Origin of the sequence: Streptomyces longisporoflavus, from assembly GCF_014649775.1 — a bacterium.
Classification (GTDB): domain Bacteria; phylum Actinomycetota; class Actinomycetes; order Streptomycetales; family Streptomycetaceae; genus Streptomyces; species Streptomyces longisporoflavus.
In genome coordinates this window covers 25,539-41,498 of the sequence record NZ_BMTR01000020.1, presented here as the reverse complement: position 1 = coordinate 41,498, position 15,960 = coordinate 25,539, and the positions used below count along the sequence as shown (strand labels likewise).

At 70.3% G+C, this 15,960-nt stretch carries 15 protein-coding genes; 4 read left to right on the top strand and 11 right to left on the bottom strand.

The genetic code is table 11. The annotated features are described in order from the left end of the window. Positions 1-512: 512 nt before the first annotated feature. Positions 513-779 (bottom strand): hypothetical protein, encoded by a 267-nt coding sequence (locus IE226_RS32435; RefSeq protein ID WP_190085006.1) that lies wholly within the window; start codon positions 777-779, stop codon positions 513-515. On the opposite strand from IE226_RS32435, the gene IE226_RS32430 reads away from it, so the two are divergent. Next, complete coding sequence (locus tag IE226_RS32430) at positions 778-1,227, top strand: abscisic acid-deficient protein Aba4 family protein (protein ID WP_190085005.1); 450 nt, start codon at positions 778-780, stop codon at positions 1,225-1,227. The two genes, IE226_RS32435 and IE226_RS32430, sit on opposite strands and share 2 nt — an antisense overlap. Here IE226_RS32430 and IE226_RS32425 read toward each other — a convergent pair. The 3 genes from IE226_RS32425 to IE226_RS32415 all read right to left on the bottom strand — a co-directional run bounded on the left by IE226_RS32425 (position 1,185) and on the right by IE226_RS32415 (position 4,047). Next, positions 1,185-2,336: a CU044_5270 family protein gene (locus IE226_RS32425; RefSeq protein WP_190085004.1), complete on the bottom strand. Its 1,152-nt coding sequence runs from the start codon at positions 2,334-2,336 to the stop codon at positions 1,185-1,187. The genes IE226_RS32430 and IE226_RS32425 overlap by 43 nt on opposite strands. Further along, a complete protein-coding gene (locus tag IE226_RS32420; protein WP_373307080.1) occupies positions 2,333-3,028 on the bottom strand; it encodes an RNA polymerase sigma factor in 696 nt (231 codons plus the stop codon). The genes IE226_RS32425 and IE226_RS32420 overlap by 4 nt, the downstream gene beginning before the upstream one ends. Before the next feature lie 86 nt (positions 3,029-3,114). Then, positions 3,115-4,047 carry an AraC family transcriptional regulator gene (locus IE226_RS32415; protein WP_190085003.1) on the bottom strand — a complete coding sequence of 311 codons (933 nt, stop codon included), beginning with the start codon at positions 4,045-4,047 and terminating at the stop codon, positions 3,115-3,117. A 101-nt stretch (positions 4,048-4,148) separates the two neighbouring features. Between IE226_RS32415 and IE226_RS32410 the strand changes: the two genes are divergently transcribed. Further along, positions 4,149-5,204: a zinc-dependent alcohol dehydrogenase family protein gene (locus tag IE226_RS32410; protein ID WP_190085002.1), complete on the top strand. Its 1,056-nt coding sequence runs from the start codon at positions 4,149-4,151 to the stop codon at positions 5,202-5,204. Between the two features lie 64 nt (positions 5,205-5,268). Next, the gene (locus IE226_RS32405; RefSeq protein WP_373307078.1) at positions 5,269-5,976 is read left to right on the top strand and encodes an NADPH-dependent F420 reductase; all 708 of its coding nucleotides are present in this window, start codon (positions 5,269-5,271) and stop codon (positions 5,974-5,976) included. 27 nt (positions 5,977-6,003) lie between these two features. Here the strand turns inward: IE226_RS32405 and IE226_RS32400 are convergent, their stop codons facing one another. From IE226_RS32400 to IE226_RS32370, 7 genes are all read right to left on the bottom strand, one after another. Then, entirely contained in the window at positions 6,004-6,555 is a 552-nt protein-coding gene (locus IE226_RS32400; RefSeq protein WP_190085000.1) for a glycoside hydrolase family 25 protein, read from the bottom strand. A gap of 113 nt (positions 6,556-6,668) precedes the next feature. Then, on the bottom strand, positions 6,669-7,862 hold the full coding sequence (locus IE226_RS32395; RefSeq protein WP_190084999.1) for a YncE family protein: 1,194 nt from the start codon (positions 7,860-7,862) through the stop codon (positions 6,669-6,671). Continuing rightward, positions 7,862-8,710: a polysaccharide deacetylase family protein gene (locus tag IE226_RS32390; RefSeq protein ID WP_190084998.1), complete on the bottom strand. Its 849-nt coding sequence runs from the start codon at positions 8,708-8,710 to the stop codon at positions 7,862-7,864. The genes IE226_RS32395 and IE226_RS32390 overlap by 1 nt, the downstream gene beginning before the upstream one ends. Positions 8,711-9,140: 430 nt before the next feature. After that, complete coding sequence (locus tag IE226_RS32385; RefSeq protein ID WP_190084997.1) at positions 9,141-9,644, bottom strand: ATP-binding protein; 504 nt, start codon at positions 9,642-9,644, stop codon at positions 9,141-9,143. A 275-nt stretch (positions 9,645-9,919) separates the two neighbouring features. Then, positions 9,920-10,690, bottom strand: a complete 771-nt coding sequence (locus tag IE226_RS32380) for an enoyl-CoA hydratase/isomerase family protein (RefSeq protein WP_190084996.1) — start codon at positions 10,688-10,690, stop codon at positions 9,920-9,922. A gap of 67 nt (positions 10,691-10,757) precedes the next feature. Further along, the gene (locus IE226_RS32375) at positions 10,758-11,999 is read right to left on the bottom strand and encodes a L,D-transpeptidase (protein WP_190084995.1); all 1,242 of its coding nucleotides are present in this window, start codon (positions 11,997-11,999) and stop codon (positions 10,758-10,760) included. 157 nt (positions 12,000-12,156) lie between these two features. Next, positions 12,157-13,356, bottom strand: a complete 1,200-nt coding sequence (locus tag IE226_RS32370) for a L,D-transpeptidase (protein ID WP_229871669.1) — start codon at positions 13,354-13,356, stop codon at positions 12,157-12,159. 221 nt (positions 13,357-13,577) lie between these two features. Between IE226_RS32370 and glgX the strand changes: the two genes are divergently transcribed. Then, positions 13,578-15,896, top strand: coding sequence for a glycogen debranching protein GlgX (gene glgX, locus IE226_RS32365; protein WP_190084993.1), 2,319 nt, complete (start codon positions 13,578-13,580; stop codon positions 15,894-15,896). The last annotated feature ends 64 nt before the right edge of the window (positions 15,897-15,960 follow it).

The following is a 15,960-nucleotide window of genomic DNA, read 5'->3' as shown; positions in this document are numbered from 1 at the left end:
GGGCCCGGACACGTAAGCAGGGGCAGTACGCGGAAGGGGCCCGGCACGCGCGTGCCGGGCCCCTTCCGCGTGTTCAGCGGGTGTGCCGCACCGCCCGCACGCTCCACCGCCCCTCCGTGCGCGTGAGCCGCACCGGATGGTCGAAGCACTTGCTGACCTGGTCGCCGGTCAGTACGTCGTCCACGCGGCCGGAGGCGAGCGCACGCCCGTCGCGCAGCAGCAGCGCGTGCGTCGTACCGGCCGCGAGCTCCGGCGATGCGCGCCGCGCTCGAAGGGCGCAGGGCAGCCGACGCCGCGTTCATCGACGCCGGCATCGCCCTCCCGCAGTACGGGGGCGAACTCGGCGAAGAGGGGTCGGTCAGAGGGCCTGCTCGGCCTCCTCGACCTGACCGACGTACGCACCAAGGACCCGAACGACGGGGACGCCGCCCACGCCGCGTTCGTACGGGCCGTCGAGGCGACGGGGCCCGGGCCGAACTTCAGGCGCCCCTCGGCAGGTTGTCGGCCCGCGCCTAGGTTGCCGCCGCCTCCCCCTCGCCGCTGAGCGCCCCCGCTCCGCCGACCCCGTACATCCGGGCCGACGCGTCCACATGCGCCAAGCGCCGCATCGCGTTGAAGACCGCCTCGCCGAGGACCGTGCCGATCACCACGCTCTCCACCAAGTCCTCCACCGCCACCCGCCGGCCCACATAGCCGAGGTCGGCGCGGGCGATCAGTTCGGCGGCGTCGGCGTACTCGTCGAGGAGTTCCGTGAACGCCCCGTGCCCGAGGCGCCCCATGGCGGCGAGGGCCCGTGACAGGTCGGCGGCAGCGCGGTTCGACTCGTGGGTCCGCCACCCGCGGCGCGCGATCAGCTCGTCGACCGCCGCGCTCGCGGCGATCCTCGCCGTCTACACCGCGATGGCGCTGCCCGTCCTCCCCGAACTCTGGGCCGCCGTCAGCAGCCCGGACATCGACGGATTCCGCGAACTGCTCGTACTCGCCAACGGGGCGGGCGCGATCTGGGCCCAGGTCATCGCCTGGGACCTGCTGATCGGACAGTGGATGTACCGCGAGGCTCGGCGCATCGGCCTGCACCCGCTGGTGACGGGACCGGTCCTGGTCCTGACGATCCTTCTCTCGCCGTTCGGCCTGCTGCTCTTTCTGCTGCTGCGGGCGGTGCGGGGCGGGCGCCCGAACCGTACTCAGCCGCGCTCGCCGGCGGATTCGGGCTCCATGCCCTTCTGATCGACGACCGCGCGCTCCAGGACCGCGTCGCTCCCGTAGAGGACCTCGGGGTTGCCCGCCTTGCCGGGCTTGCCGCCCGGCTTGTGGTTCTTGGTCATGTAACCGCGCGAGCCGAGATACTCGAAGGACTTCTTGTCGAAGATCCATTCGCTGCGCGTCGCGTACGACGACTCATCGAGCGTGATCCCGATGCCGTGGCGGCCCGCCGCGTCCACCGCGTCGGGCACCTCGGTCACCCCGGGAAGCTTGGCGACGGCCTTGTAGAACGCGGCGGCGTTCTCCGGCGGCATGACCGTCTGGCCGAGCAGGTCGCCGATCTTGTCGAAGACGGCCTGCGCCTTCGTCTCCCGCTCGTCGGCCGGCTCCGTCTCGGCGTACAGCTTCTTCAACAGGGCGTCGGGGTCCGTGGGCAGCGAGGCGAGCCAGTTGTACGTGGGCCGCTCGGGCCCCTCCGGAATGGCCCCCGAGTCATCCGAACCGTCCACGGCGGACGCCTCGACGGGGACGTCCTGACCCGGCATCGTCGCCCCCTTCCCGCTCTCGCGGATCATGCCGAGGTTCGTGACGGGAGCGGGGTCCTGCGACATCCACATCTGCTGCTTGTACGGAGCGCCGAGCTTCACCTTGCCGTCCAGCTTGCCCTCGTTGCCCCGGACCAGGCTGCGTATGTAGACGAACTGGCCGGCCTTGACCCGCGGGGTGTCGGCCTTCAGGGAGGCGTTCGCGATCCGGTCGAGGGTGACGGCCGCGTTGGCGGTGGCGCCTTCGCCGGCGCCCATGTCACGGACGCCGTCGGTGTCGTCGGAGGGCAGCGTGGCCAGCAGGACGCCGGCTGCCGCGAGCGCGGCGGCGGCCGGCATCAGCACCGCGGGGCGCAGGAGGCGGCGCCGGGGCGTTGCGGGGGCGGGGGCGAGGGCGGCCTGCGGGGTCCGGCTCCGGGCCGTGTCGTGGTCGCGGTCGCGGTCGCGGTCGATCTGCTGCATCAGGACGTCCTTGTGGTGAAGGTGACGCCCCGGCGGAAGCTGCCATTCGTTTTCGTCCGACTCCGGCAGCAGGCGGGCCAGTTCGGCGGCCTCGGCCTCTCCCGGCGGCGGGGTGGCGGCGCTCATCGGAATTCCTCCCGCAGGGGCAGGGCCGCGAACGCGGCCTCACTCTCTACCTCTCCGCGACGACGGAGCGGTTCCGTAACTTTCTTCGCTTTCCGTACTTCTGACGCGGAAGCCCCACCCACCCCACCGAGCCCGCCGCCCCCGTCCTCACTGAGCCGCCGCAGCCGTGCGCGGGCCCGCGAGAGCCGCGACCGCACCGTGCCGACCGGTATGCCCAGCGCCTCGGCGGCCTCCGCGTAATCGAGCCCGGACCACACGCAGAGCACGAGCACCTCACGCTCGGGGCGGCGCAGCTGTCGCAGCGCACCGTGCACCGCGGCGAGCCGCCGCGCGTCGTCCAGCCGCCCCGCGGACTCCTCCGAGAAGTCCGCCACGTCGGGCGGGGGCGGCTGCCGGTGCAGGAAGGCGAGCCGTCTGCGCAGGCCGCGGTTGGCGTTCTGCGCCTTGTGCGTGGCGATGCCGAGCAGCCACGGCTTGAGCGAACCGCCGCCCGGTTCGAGCCGGTCACGGGTACGCCAGGCCGCGAGGAAGGTCTCGGACATGACCTCCTCGGCGGTCGACCAGTTGCCGGTCAGCCGGAGCGCGTGGTTGTAGACCGTCCGCGCGTACGCCTCGTACAACTCCCCGAACGCCTCGCGCTCACCTGCCCGGATACGTGCATGGATGCCATCTCCCAGTTCAGTAGGCCTCACACCACGTATCTCTCCGCACCCGCAAACGCGTTCCTGTGCCCCTCGTCACACCAGCCATCCGCGTCACACACCACTTCGCGTACGGCCTACCCGGCGGCCCGCAGCTTCCGGTACTGCCCCGGCGCCACCCCGAACTCCCGCTTGAACGCCCTGGAGAAGGCGAACTCGGAGGTGTACCCCGCCCTCTCGGCGACCTGCCGCAGCGGCAGATCCTCCTCACGCAGCAGCCGCCCGGCCGTCGTCATCCGCCACCACGTCAGGTAGGCGAGCGGGGGCGTCCCCACCGTCGCCATGAACCGCCGGGCGAACGCCGCACGGGAAAGACCCGCCCGCGCCCCGAGTTCCTCGACCGTCCACGGGCCCGCGGGGTCGTCATGGATCGCGTCCAGCGCGGCCGTCACCGCCGGATCCCGCAGCGCCGCCGCCCAGCCCGCAGGATGCCCGGTGGTCCGCTCGCGCAGCCACCACGCCCGCAGGATGTACAGCAGCATCGTGTCGAGCAGCGCGGGGACCACTGCGTCCGACCCCGGCTGCGCGTCCGCGAGTTCGGCGCCGAGGAGCTCGACGGCGGCGCGCAGCGAGGGGTGCTCACCGACCCTGGCCGGCAGGTGCACGACCTCGGGCAGTTCGGCGAGGAGCGGGTGGGCGCGCGCCCGGTCCAGCTGGTAGGCCCCGCAGAGCAGCACGGTGGCCGCGCCGTCGCCCTCACTGTCGTCCTGCCGCGTCCTCGGCCGGGAACCGTCAGGCTCCGGGGTGAACTCCTCCAGCGGTACGCCGGGTTCGCTCGCGAGGCCGTGCCCCCGCCCGTGCGCGAGGAAGGCGACGTCACCGGGCCCGAGCGCCACCGGCTGCGCGCCGTCCCCGGCCGGAAGCAGCCAGGCGGAACCCTGCAGGACGACATGGAATCCGGCGCCGTTCGACGGGTGGAACCGCATGCCCCAGGGGCCGCGCCTGTACGTCCGGGAGGAGTGCGGGCGCCCCGTCCGCATGACCGCGATCGCGTCGCTGAGTACGTCCATGTCCGTACGGTAGCGCGATCCGCAATCGGCGATACGAACGGGCATAACTTCGAGATCGACAGGCATGGAACGTCTCACACGGCCCGCATAGCGTTCCCGGCATGACAACGACGACCGGCAGCATCACCGCAACGACCGGCACAACGAAGCGCGAGGCAACGACACCCACCACCGCCCGCACCGTCTTCTTCGACGAGATCGGCGGCCCCGAAGTCCTCGGAATCCGCGAGGTGGAGCTGACGGCGCCGGGCCCCGGAGAGGTCCTCATCCGGGTCGAGGCACTGGGCCTCAACCGCGCCGAAGCCCTCTTCCGCTCCGGGGGCTACTACTACCAGGCCACCGTGCCCGGCTCGCGGCTCGGCTATGAAGCCGCGGGCATCGTCGAGCAGACCGGCGAGGGCGTCACCGAATTCACCGCGGGCGACACGGTGTTCACCGGACCTGGCATCGAGATGAGCACACAGGGCGTGTACGCCGACCGCGTCGTCCTGCCCGCGTCGGCCGTCGTGCCGCGCCCCGCCGACGTGGACGCGGTCACCGGCGCCGCGGCCTGGCTCACCTACACCACGGCGTACGGCGGCATGATCGAGACCGGCGGACTGCGGCCCGGCGACCACGTCCTGATCACCGGCGCGTCCAGCGGCGTCGGTACCGCCGCGATCCAGGTCGCCCGGCGCATCGGAGCCGTCCCCGTCGCCACCACGCGCACCGAGGCGAAGAAGCGGCAACTCCTCGACATCGGCGCGGCGCACGTCGTCGTCACGGACGAAGAGGACGTCGTGAAGGAGGTCAAGCGGTTCACCGGCGGGCGCGGTGTCGAGCTCGTCTTCGACGCGTTCGGTGGTCCCGGCCTCCGCACCCTGGCCGAGGCGCTCGTGCCGGACGGCGGCAGCATCGTCGTCTACGGCTGGCTCGACCCACGCCCCGCCGAGCTGCCCTGGATCGCCGGCCTCAAGATCCACATGTACGCCAACTTCGCCCTGACCACCACGCCGGGCGGCCGCCGCCGCTCCACGGCGTTCCTGAACCATGGGCTGCGCGACGGAGCCTTCCGGCCGCCGATCGCCGAGGTCTTCGACGGCCTCGACCGCATACAGGACGCGCACCGCCTGATGGAGTCCAATACCCACACAGGCAAGATCGTGGTGAAACTCTGAGATCCGAGCGGCCGACCGCCCAGCCGGAACCACCCGGCCCGGAATACCTCACCCGTTCCGGAGGTTGGCTCCGTTACGACCCAGGCGAACGAACCACGGAAGGGCGCGAGTCATGAAGATCGGCATCATCGGCGCGGGCAACATCGGCGGCAATCTCACCCGGCGGTTCACGGCGGTCGGCCACGACGTCTCCGTGGCGAACTCCCGGGGTCCGCACACCCTCACCGCCCTCGCCGAGGAAACCGGCGCGACGCCGGTGACGGTCGAGGAGGCCGCGCGGGGCGCGCAGGTCGTCGTCGTGACGATCCCCCTGAAGGCCGTACCGAACCTGCCGGCGGGCTTCCTCGACGGCGCGGCCGACGGCCTCGCGGTCATCGACACCGGCAACTACTACCCGCAGCAGCGCGACGGGAAGATCGCCGAGATCGAGGAGGGCCTGACCGAGAGCCGCTGGACCGAGCGGCAGATCGGCCACCCGGTGATCAAGGCCTTCAACGGCACGTACGCCGGGGACATCCTCGACAAGCCCCGCCCCAAGGGCGCACCCGACCGCGTCGCGCTCCCGGTGTCCGGCGACGACGAGGCCGCCAAGAAGGTCGTACGCGACCTCATCGACGAAATCGGCTTCGACACCGTCGACAACGGCGGCCAGGACAACTCCTGGCGCCAACAGCCTGGCACCCCGGTCTACGGCCTCGCGGCAGACACGGAAGCGATCCGCAAGGCACTGGACTCGGCATCACAGGAGCGGACACCGGAGTGGCGCGCCTGAATCGGCCGGCGAGGGCGGCGCGGGACGCTAGGGCTTGGCCCAGTCCCGCAGCGCGTCCTCGCTCGCGAAGTCCGCGACGTTCTTGTCCAGCGGCGAGGACGTGTACTGGTGGATACGCCACTTCGCCTGGATGCGCGGCTTGCCCGCCGTCACGTAGTCGGCGATCCAGAGGGCGTCGCCCGCGTACGACGTGGTGTCGTAGTTGAGCCAGAAATCGCGGTTTGCGTACAACAGAACCCGGTGGTTCGGACGCAGCCGCTTCACCTCTTTGATGAAGCGGTCCTTCTCCGCGTTGCTCGCGCGCGTGTGCTCGCCCGTCCACTCCCAGTCCACCGCCAGCAAGTCCCCCGCTTTTTCAGGGGCCTTGCTGACGAAGTACTCCGCCTGGGCCTTGATGTTCCCCGGCCACAGGAAGTGGTAGAAGCCGACCACGCAGCCGCCGTCCCGCGCCCGCTTCGTCTGTGCGGTCAGTCGCGGATTGACGTACGAACGACCCTCCGTCGCTTTTATGATGACGAAAGAGATGCCGTCCGTGTCGAAGGTGGACTGGTACGAGCTGACGTCGATGCCTTTGAGCACGGGCGGCCTCCTGGGCGGCGGAGCAGTGGGGGGAGGGTCGATCTACCCCTTTGGTGCCCGTTCGCCGTGATGGTCAACCGTTGTATTACTCAGCTGAATTCAGCTGTATTCACTCAGCGGAAGATTCCCGTGTGTCCGAGCGAGTAGCGGCCGGGCTGCGGGTAGACCGCGAGGCCGTGCGGGCCGCCGCCGACGGGGATGCGGGCGGTCTGGACTCCGGTGCGGGTGTCGATGGCGTACACCTCGGAGTCGTAACGGCCGGAGAGCCACAGGGTGTTGCCGTCCGCCGAGACCCCGCCCATGTCGGGGCTGCCGCCCTGGGGGAGCTTCCACTTCTTGGTGAGTTTGTTCTTGGGGAAGTCGAATACGGAGATGGTGCCTTCGCCCCGGTTGGACACGTACATCTCGCGTGAGTCGCGGCTGATGTACAGACCGTGGGTGCCCTTGCCGGTGGGCAGGAGCTTCGGCTTGTCGAACTTGTCGCCGCTCAGGACCCACATGCCGTCGGCCATCATGTCGGCCACGTAGAAGGTCTTGCCGTCGGGCGAGATCTTCACGTCCTGTGGCATGGCGCCCTTGAAGGGCAGCTTCTGCTGGCCGATGACCTTCATCTTCTCCGTGTCCACCTTGAGGAGTTCGCCGGAGAACTCGCAGGAGACGATGAAGTAGCGCCCGTCCGCCGAGAAGTCGGCATGGTTGACGCCGTAGCAGCTGACCGGTTCGGTCTTGACCTCCTTCATGGTGTGCGGGTCGCGGAAGACGAGTTCGCGGTCCATCGAGGCCATCACGATCGCGTACTTGCCGTTGGGCGTGAAGTAGAGGTTGTACGGGTCGTGGACGGCGACCGGCTTGCCCGCCTTGCCGGTCTTCGGGTCGATGGGCGTGAGCGAGTGGCCGCGGTTGTTGTTGACCCAGAGCGTCTTCATGTCCCAGGAGGGGACGACGTGCTGGGGCTGGATCCCGACCTCGATCGTGTCGATCACTTCGTACGTCTTGGGGTCGATGACCGAGACGGTATTGGTGTTGGTGTTGGGGACGTAGACACGGGAGGGGAAGTCCTTGACCACCGGGGAGAGCTTGCCCGGGCGGTCGGCCGCGTAGACGTCCTTGGGGTCCAGGAGGGGCGGCATGCCGGGGAGGCCGGGCGCCGCCTTGGGCTCGGCGGTCTTCTTGATGCCCTTGGTGCCGAGCGCTTCGTTCTCGCGGGCGTCACTGCCGCCGCCGCAGCCGGCGAGCGCGGCGGCGACGACGGCACCGACGGCGATGACCGCTCCGGTGCGCCGGGTGAGATTCAGGTGCAGGGTCATCAGGTCAGCAGCTCCGTGGTCGTCACCGCGCGCAGGCCGCGGCGTTCGAGGTCTTCCAGGACGGCGGGGAGCGCGGCGACCGTGTCCGCGTACCCGAAGTGCAGGCTCACGACGGAGCCCGCACGCACCTCTGCGGCGATCTTGCGGGTGACGGCCGGGGCGCCGGGCGAGGTGAAATCGAGGGAGTCGACGTCGTACGAGAGGACGTGCGGGTAGCCCGCGCGGCGCGCGAGGCGGGCGACGAGAGGGGTCGCCGTCTCGGCGCGGGAGGGCCGGAACCAGGTGCCGATGGAGCCGGTGAGGCGGCGCAGTCGTTCGGCGCAGCCGGTGATCTCGGCGTAGGCGTCGGCTTCGGGCAGCTCGTTGATCGTGAGGTGGCGCTGGGTGTGGTTGCCGAGGTCGTGGCCGCCGTCGAGGATGCGGCGGGCGAGTTCGGGGTGTGCGTCGAGCCAGCTGCCGACGGCGAGGACGGTGACCTTGGCGCCTGCGTTCTCGGCGGTGGAGAGCAGGGCGCGCGCGGTGGCCGGGTCGCCCTGGCCGTGGAAGGTGAGGGCGACGCGGGGGCGGTCGCGGGGCCCGTGTGTGATCTGTCCGGGGAGTCCGGAGTAGCGGCCGGGCGCCGGGGCGGGGCGGGGGGCCGCCTTGCGGGACGGGGTGGCGCGGCCACTCGGGGAGCCGGGGCGGTCGCGTACGGGGGCGGGGGCGGGGCCGATGCCGGTGCTCCCGGCACTTCCGGCAGCGTCAGCACCCCGGGCACTCCCGGCGCCCCCAGCACACCCGGCGAGCGCGCCCGCGACGGCCAGTCCCGCGCCCGCACGCAGGGCTCCGCGGCGGTCAGTCTCGATCACCCGACTATTTAATGGTAAAAGCGGTCAAAAGCCGCTGATTGCCCGCCCCCGGAGCCTGCGGGTCGGAACCGCGGAGTCCGGCGACCCCTGCTCGACGCCTTGCGGATCCCCTGTCACAGCCAGAACTTAACCAGCGTTTACCAGGTAGGTGTCCCAGCTCACCAAGGATTCACCTCTAAACTGTCATGATTTGGTTACCTATCGACCCTTATGGGCTTTTGGATCGTCGGCGCCCGTCTGCCATAGTCGGAGCCGCGACCCCCATTGACCCGGGCTCAGGTCGTCATCAGCGGCCGTGGACCACACCCCTTAGTCCACGGCGCTCCGCGAAAGCCCCCGCAGCGCCACAACCGGCGACCGGGGGCTTTCGCGTACCCGAGGGCTTTCGCGCACCCACGATCAACTGCCGATCATCAGCGGTTGCCGACCCTCAGCGGTCGGCGACCCGCATCTCGAACCAGGTCGTCTTGCCGCGCGGCAGCAGATCCACGCCCCACCGGTCGGAGAGCTTGTCGACGAGGAAGAGGCCGCGACCGCTGACGTCGAGTTCGTGCACCGGCATCAGGCAAGGCAGTCCGCGCGAGGGGTCGCGCACCTCGATCCTGATCCAGCCGCGCCGTCGCATCATCCGCAGCCCGAAGACGCGGGCGCCGGTGTGCCGCACGGCGTTGCCGACGAGTTCGGAGGTGAGGAGAACCGCGTCCTCGGTCAGCTTCGGGGAGAGCCCCCAGTGCCGCAGCACCACGACCTGAGCGAGCCGACGCGCGATGGCGGCGGACTCCGGGCGCGACGGCAGCGGAACCTCCGCGTCCGTCGGATTGCCGAACAACTCCAGCGCCTTCAGCGCGTGTTCGTCCTCGACCGCCGGCGACCAGCGGGCCGCGGTCGCACTCCCGTGTCGCCGCGGCTGTTCGATATCCTCCAGCCCCGCCATGCTCCCCATCATGGCCGCACAGAGCGCCTCCCGGGGACGTTCCGTCGGAATAAGCTCCCCGGAACCAACCGTTCCGGGGGGCCGGGTAGGCATATGCCAATGGCAGGGAAGACCCCCTTACACCCCCGGTGACCTGCGATGACTGCTTGCTTACGCATGATCACTTAAAGCCCCGGGACAGGCAGGCTTAAGGTTCTCTTAAGCCATGCATAATCCGCTCCTTCGGGGGACACTTTGGCTGACGCGCCCTCAACTGATCGCTTCGCAGGCGGGTTTCAGAGGAACTTCGCCTTGCCGGGACCCTCTTCGACGAAGCTGCGCATGCCACGCTCACGGTCCTCGGTGGCGAACAGACCGGCGAACCAGGTGCGCTCGATCGCGAGCCCGGTGTCGATGTCCGTCTCCAGGCCCGCGTCCACGGCCTCCTTGGCGGCGCGCAGCGCGAGCGCGGGACCCTGCGCGAGCCGCGCGGCCCACTGGTGCGCCTGCTCGTAGACCTCGGCGGCGGGCACGACGCGGTCCACCAGGCCGATGGTGAGCGCCTCGTCGGCCTTGACCATGCGGCCCGTGAAGATGAGGTCCTTGGCCTTGGAGGGGCCGACCAGACGCGACAGGCGCTGGGTGCCGCCCGCGCCGGGGATCAGGCCGAGCAGGATCTCCGGCTGGCCGAGCTTGGCGTTGTCGGCGGCGATGCGGAAGTCGGCGCAGAGGGCGAGCTCGCAGCCGCCGCCTAGTGCGTAGCCGGTGACGGCGGCGACGACGGGCTTGGGGATACGGGCGACGGCGGTGAAGGAGTCTTGCAGGGCGCGGGACCGTACGACCATCGCCGCGTGGTCCATCGCCTGCATTTCCTTGATGTCCGCGCCCGCCGCGAACACCTTCTCGCCGCCGTAGATGATCACGGCGCGGACGTCCTCGCGCCGGGTCGCCTCTTCGGCCAGTTCCTTGAGCCGGTCCTGGAGGGCGATGTCGAGCGCGTTCATCGGGGGGCGGTCGAGGCGGATCGTGCCGACGCCCTCGGCGACTTCGAGATGCACAGATGTCATGCGGGGCACGTTATCCGTGCCCCGCATGACGGCGACATGCTGCCGGGGTGTGATCCCGGCCGACCTGTCAGGCCTTCCACTTCTCCCAGGACATGTTCCAGCCGTTGTAGCCGTTCTCGGGCTGGATCGTCTTGTCCGCGGAGTTCTTCACGACCACGACGTCCCCGATGAGGGAGTTGGCGAAGAACCATCCGGCGGGCGTCTTCTTGCTGTAGCCGCCGCGCACGTCACTGAGGCCGATGCAGCCGTGGCTGGCGTTCGTGTTGCCGAAGGCGCCGCCCGACCAGTAGTTGCCGTGGATGAACGTGCCCGAGGTGGACAGGCGCATGGCGTGCGGGACGTCCTTGATGTCGTACTCGCCGCCGAAGCCGACGGTCTCGCCGTTCATGCGCGTGACCGCGAGCTTCTCGCTGATGACCATCTGGCCGTTGTACGTCGTCGTGCCGGGTGCGCCCGCGGTGATCGGGATCTTCTTGATCTGCTTGCCGTCCCGGACGACCTTCATCTGGTGGGACTTGGCGTCGACGGTGGAGACCTGGCTGCGGCCGATCTCGAACTTCAGGGTCTTGGCCTGCTCGCCGTAGACGCCCGGCCGGCCCTCGACGCCGTCGAGGTTGAGCTTGACGGTGACCTTCGTGCCGGCCTTCCAGTACTTCTCGGGGCGGAAGTCGATGCGGTCGTTGCCGAACCAGTGCGGCTCGACGTCGACGGCGGGCTCGGTCTTGATCTGGATGGCCTTCTCGACGGCCTCCGGGTCGGTGATGCCCCGCGTGAAGTGGACCGAGAACGGCATTCCGACGCCGACCTTCGAGCCGTCCTCCGGAGTGAACTGGCCGATGAAGGTGTTCTTCGGCGTCAGTGTCGTGAAGGTGGTGTCCTTGGCGGACTCGCGTCCCTCGGAGTCCTCGGCTATCGCGTGGACCTTGTACTTCGTGGAAGCCGCGAGGTGGTGCGCGGGCGTCCAGCTGGCACCGCCCGCGGTTATCTTGCCCGGCACCGGATTGCCCTTGCTGTCCTTGACCTCGACCTTGGACAGCTTGCCCTTGTCGGCGGCTATCTTCAGGGCCCCGCTGGTGGCCACCGAGTCGGCGCCGTCCTTGGGCGCTATGGTCACCACCGCGGCCGACGGCGCGTTCTTGTCGGCCTTGCCCTTGTCGTCGCCGCCCGCGTCCGAGCCGCCTCCCCCGCCGCATGCCGTGACCAACAGCAGCGTCACACCCGATGCCACCGCAAAGAGGCCCTTGGCCCCGTGTCGCCGCGCGCGCCCCCGCGCACCAACCGACGTCCCCGATATCGGTCGCCCGTTCAAGATGTGTCTCCCCTCGCACGGCCTGGTCAGGCCCGCACCCCAGTGCATCGGTGCGCACAGACACGCACCGCCGCTAGATAACCACACGCCATTGACCGATGACTCCTCGCCAATGTCACTGTTCAGTCCCAACTGCGCATGTGGTGCGGGCGCTGTCTCAGCGCGGGTCCCCGGGCTTGGCTTCCGGCTTGCCGCCGGGCGGTGCCGTCCACTCCTTCCATCCCATGTTCCAGCCACCGAGCCCGTTGTCAGGAGCGACTTTCTTGTCATCGCTATTGACAACTTCCACCACATCGCCAATCAGAGTGCGGTCGAAGAACCACCCCGCCGGGGTCTCTGAGCTGCCGCCCTTCACGTCGCGCAGGCCCACGCAGCCGTGGCTGACATTGGTGTTGCCGGGGGCGTCCGGTGCCCAGTAGTTGCCGTGCAGGAAGGTGCCGGACGTGGTCAGGCGCATCGCGTGCGGGACGTCGGGGATGTTGTACTCCCCGCCGAAGCCGACGGTGCGGCTGTTCATCCGGGTCACCTCAAGCATCTCGGTGACCACCATTTTCCCGTTGTACGTGGTGGTCCGCGGGGCGCCCGCGGTGATCGGGACCGTGGAGACGAGCTCGCCGTCGCGGCGTACCTCCATGGTCTTGGCGGCGGCGTCGACCAGGGAGGTCTGGCTGCGGCCGATCGTGAACGAGAAGCTCTTGTCCTGGAGGCCGTAGACACCGGGGGCGGCCTCGACGTCGCGCAGGCGCAGGCCGACGGTGACCTTCGTGCCGGGCTTCCAGTACTTCTCGGGGCGGAAGTCGAGGCGGGTGTCGCCGAACCAGTGCGGGCGGACCTCGACTTCGGGGTTCGCGGTCACGCTGATGGCGCGCTGGACGGCCTCGCGGTTCTCGACCTCGCGGTTGAACTCCAGGGAGACGATCATGCCGGTGCCGACGGTGGAGCGGTTCTCCGGTCCCACGTAGGCGGTGAACCGCTCGTCGGGGACGTACGTCGTGAACGTCGTGTGCCGGGCCGAGCGGCGGCCGTGGCCGTCGAGGGCGACGGCGTCCACCGAGTATTTCGCGCCGAGCGCCAGAGGCCCCTGGTCCAGTGGCCTCCAGGTCATGCCGTCCTTGTCGATACGGCCCGGCACGGGGGCCTCCTGTGCGTCCTGCACGCGGACGACCTTCACCGATTCGAGGCGTCCGTCGGGCACCTCGACCCGCAGCCGCTCGTCGCCCTTGACCGCCTTGCTGCCGTCGTCGGGCGTCACCCGGATCGCGTCGGCGGGCGACCGCGGCTTGCCCATGATCCGGTCGATGCCGCCGCTGTCGGCGGTGCATCCGGCGGCTCCGGCGAGCAGTCCTGCCCATGTCATCACGGCGGCCAGCGCGGCCCCTGCGCGCCGAGCGCGCCCCTCTACCTGTTTCACGCCCGTCCCAACGACGGTCCCCCTCCCGGGGAAACGTGAGTGCGACCCACCCGGTGGGCAGAACAGTGGGGAGGACGGCACGGGCTCTGGGGTCCACGCGCGTCGTCCGGTCTGGTACGCCCCTGCCGCCGGGACGCGGCAGGGGTCGAGCCGCAGGAGGCGGATGGGTGTCCAGCGCAGCCGAACAGGAAGCACTCCGGAGTGGGCCGCGCGGGGCCGTGAACGGCGTGGCGCCCGCCGTGAACGGAACGTCGACGGAGTCGCGCGCCGCGCCGGGGGCGGCACGCGGCCCGCGGAGCCTGCCCGTGTGGCCGGGGGCGCCGACGCCGCTCGGCGCGCGGTTCAAAGTGGGGCCCGACGGCGTCGCGGGCACCAACTTCGCGCTGTGGGCGGGGGGTGCGGAGGCCGTCGAGCTCTGCCTGTTCGACGCCGACGACGTCGAGACGCGCTCGCCCCTGACCGAGCTGACGCACGAGATCTGGCACGGCTTCGTGCCGGGTGTCCTGCCCGGCCAGCGGTACGGATATCGCGTGCACGGCCGCTGGGACCCGTGGACGGGCGCCCGCTGGAATCCGGCGAAGCTGCTCCTCGACCCCTACGCGCGCGCGGTGGACGGCGACTTCGCCACGTACGGCCTGCCGCCCGAGGTGTACGGACACGTGCGGGACTGGCCGCAGCAGCAGGTGGCCGACACGGTGCGGGACGACAGGGACTCGGCGCCGTACGTTCCCAAGGGCGTGGTCGTGCACGACGACGCGCCGGACGACGAGTGGGCGGACGACCGGCGTCCGAAGACCCCGTGGGCGGACTCGGTCATCTACGAGGTCCATGTGCGCGGCTTCACCAAGCTGCATCCGGGGATTCCGGAGGAGCTGCGTGGCACGTACGCGGGCCTTGCGCATCCCGCCGCGATCGACCATCTCGTACGACTCGGTGTGACGGCGGTGGAGCTGCTTCCGGTGCACCAGTTCGCCCACGAGGACCACCTGCTGCAAAGAGGCCTGCGCAACTACTGGGGCTACAACTCGATCGGCTACTTCGCGCCGCACGCGGCGTACGCGGCGTCCGGGACGCGGGGCGAGCAGGTCGGCGAGTTCAAGCGGATGGTGCGGGCGCTGCACGAGGCCGGGATCGAGGTGATCCTGGACGTGGTCTACAACCACACCGCGGAGGCGGGCGAGCTGGGCCCGATGTTCTCGCTCAAGGGCATCGACAACCGCGGCTACTACCGCCTCCAGCCCTCCGACGCGCGGCGGTACGCGGATTACACGGGCTGCGGGAACACGCTCCAGGTGGTGCAGCCGCACGTGCTGCGCCTGATAACGGACTCCCTTCGCTACTGGGTGACCGAGATGGGCGTGGACGGCTTCCGCTTCGATCTGGCGGCGGCGCTCGCGCGTTCGTTCCACGACGTCGACATGCTCTCGCCGTTCCTCGCGGTGATCGCGCAGGACCCGGTCCTCCGGCGCGTGAAGCTGATCGCCGAGCCGTGGGACGTGGGGTCCGGCGGCTATCAGGTGGGGGCCTTCCCTCCTCTCTGGACGGAGTGGAACGACCACTACCGCGACGCGGTACGGGACTTCTGGCGGGGCGCGCTGCCCGACGTGCGGGATCTCGGTTACCGGCTCTCGGGGTCGAGCGACCTGTACGCGTGGGGCGGCCGGCGGCCGTACGCGTCGGTGAACTTCGTGACGGCGCACGACGGGTTCACGCTGCGGGACCTGGTGAGTTACGAGCGCAAGCACAACGAGGCCAACGGCGAGGGGAACAGGGACGGCTCGAACGACAATCGCTCGTGGAACTGCGGCGCGGAGGGCGAGAGCGCCGACGAGCGGGTGACGGAGCTGCGGCGGCGGCAGCTGCGCAATCTCCTGACGACGCTGCTGCTCTCCACGGGGGTGCCGATGCTCGTCGCGGGCGACGAGATGGGGCGTACGCAAGGGGGCAGCAACAACGCGTACTGCCAGGACAACGAGGTCAGCTGGGTGGACTGGGGGCTGCTCGAAGAGCCGGGGTGGCGGGCGCTGTGCGACCTGACGTCCCGGCTCATCGCCCTGCGGCACCGGCATCCCGTGCTGCGCAGACGGGCGTTCTTCTCCGGCCGCGCGCATTCGGCGGACGGTCTTCGGGACCTGGCGTGGTTCACGGCGCGGGGGACGGAGATGACGGAGGGCGACTGGTACGCGCCGACCGCGACGCTCGGCATGTATCTGTCGGGGCGCGACATCCCCGGCCGTGACGCGCGGGGCGCGCCGGTCGTCGACGACAGCTTCCTCGCGGTCCTGCACGCGGCGGACCGCGCCGGGAGCTTCGTGCTGCCGGGGGCGCCGTGGGCCCGGTCGTACGAGGTGGTGGTGGACACGTCCCTGGAGGAGCAGGCAGCGGCGCCGGGCACCGTGCTGCGGGCCGACTCCGCGGTCGTGATGGCCGCGCGGTCGGTGCTGCTGCTGCGGGTGCGGGAGGAGGTGGCGGGCGGGGGCGGCTGACTCCGTCCGGCGGTCGCCCGCATTGGTCCGTACCTGCCCATTGCCGACGCTTCGGACCACGGGT

Bases quoted from the DNA above. Each gene is read 5' to 3' on its own strand.
- IE226_RS32430 (WP_190085005.1), top strand. From the start codon at position 778: ATGGCGGCGAGGGCCCGTGACAGGTCGGCGGCAGCGCGGTTCGACTCG.
- IE226_RS32435 (WP_190085006.1), bottom strand. From the start codon at position 779: ATGGGGCGCCTCGGGCACGGGGCGTTCACGGAACTCCTCGACGAGTAC.
- IE226_RS32425 (WP_190085004.1), bottom strand. From the start codon at position 2,336: ATGAGCGCCGCCACCCCGCCGCCGGGAGAGGCCGAGGCCGCCGAACTG.
- IE226_RS32415 (WP_190085003.1), bottom strand. From the start codon at position 4,047: ATGGACGTACTCAGCGACGCGATCGCGGTCATGCGGACGGGGCGCCCG.
- IE226_RS32410 (WP_190085002.1), top strand. From the start codon at position 4,149: ATGACAACGACGACCGGCAGCATCACCGCAACGACCGGCACAACGAAG.
- IE226_RS32395 (WP_190084999.1), bottom strand. From the start codon at position 7,862: ATGACCCTGCACCTGAATCTCACCCGGCGCACCGGAGCGGTCATCGCC.
- IE226_RS32385 (WP_190084997.1), bottom strand. From the start codon at position 9,644: ATGGCGGGGCTGGAGGATATCGAACAGCCGCGGCGACACGGGAGTGCG.
- IE226_RS32380 (WP_190084996.1), bottom strand. From the start codon at position 10,690: ATGACATCTGTGCATCTCGAAGTCGCCGAGGGCGTCGGCACGATCCGC.
- IE226_RS32370 (WP_229871669.1), bottom strand. From the start codon at position 13,356: ATGACATGGGCAGGACTGCTCGCCGGAGCCGCCGGATGCACCGCCGAC.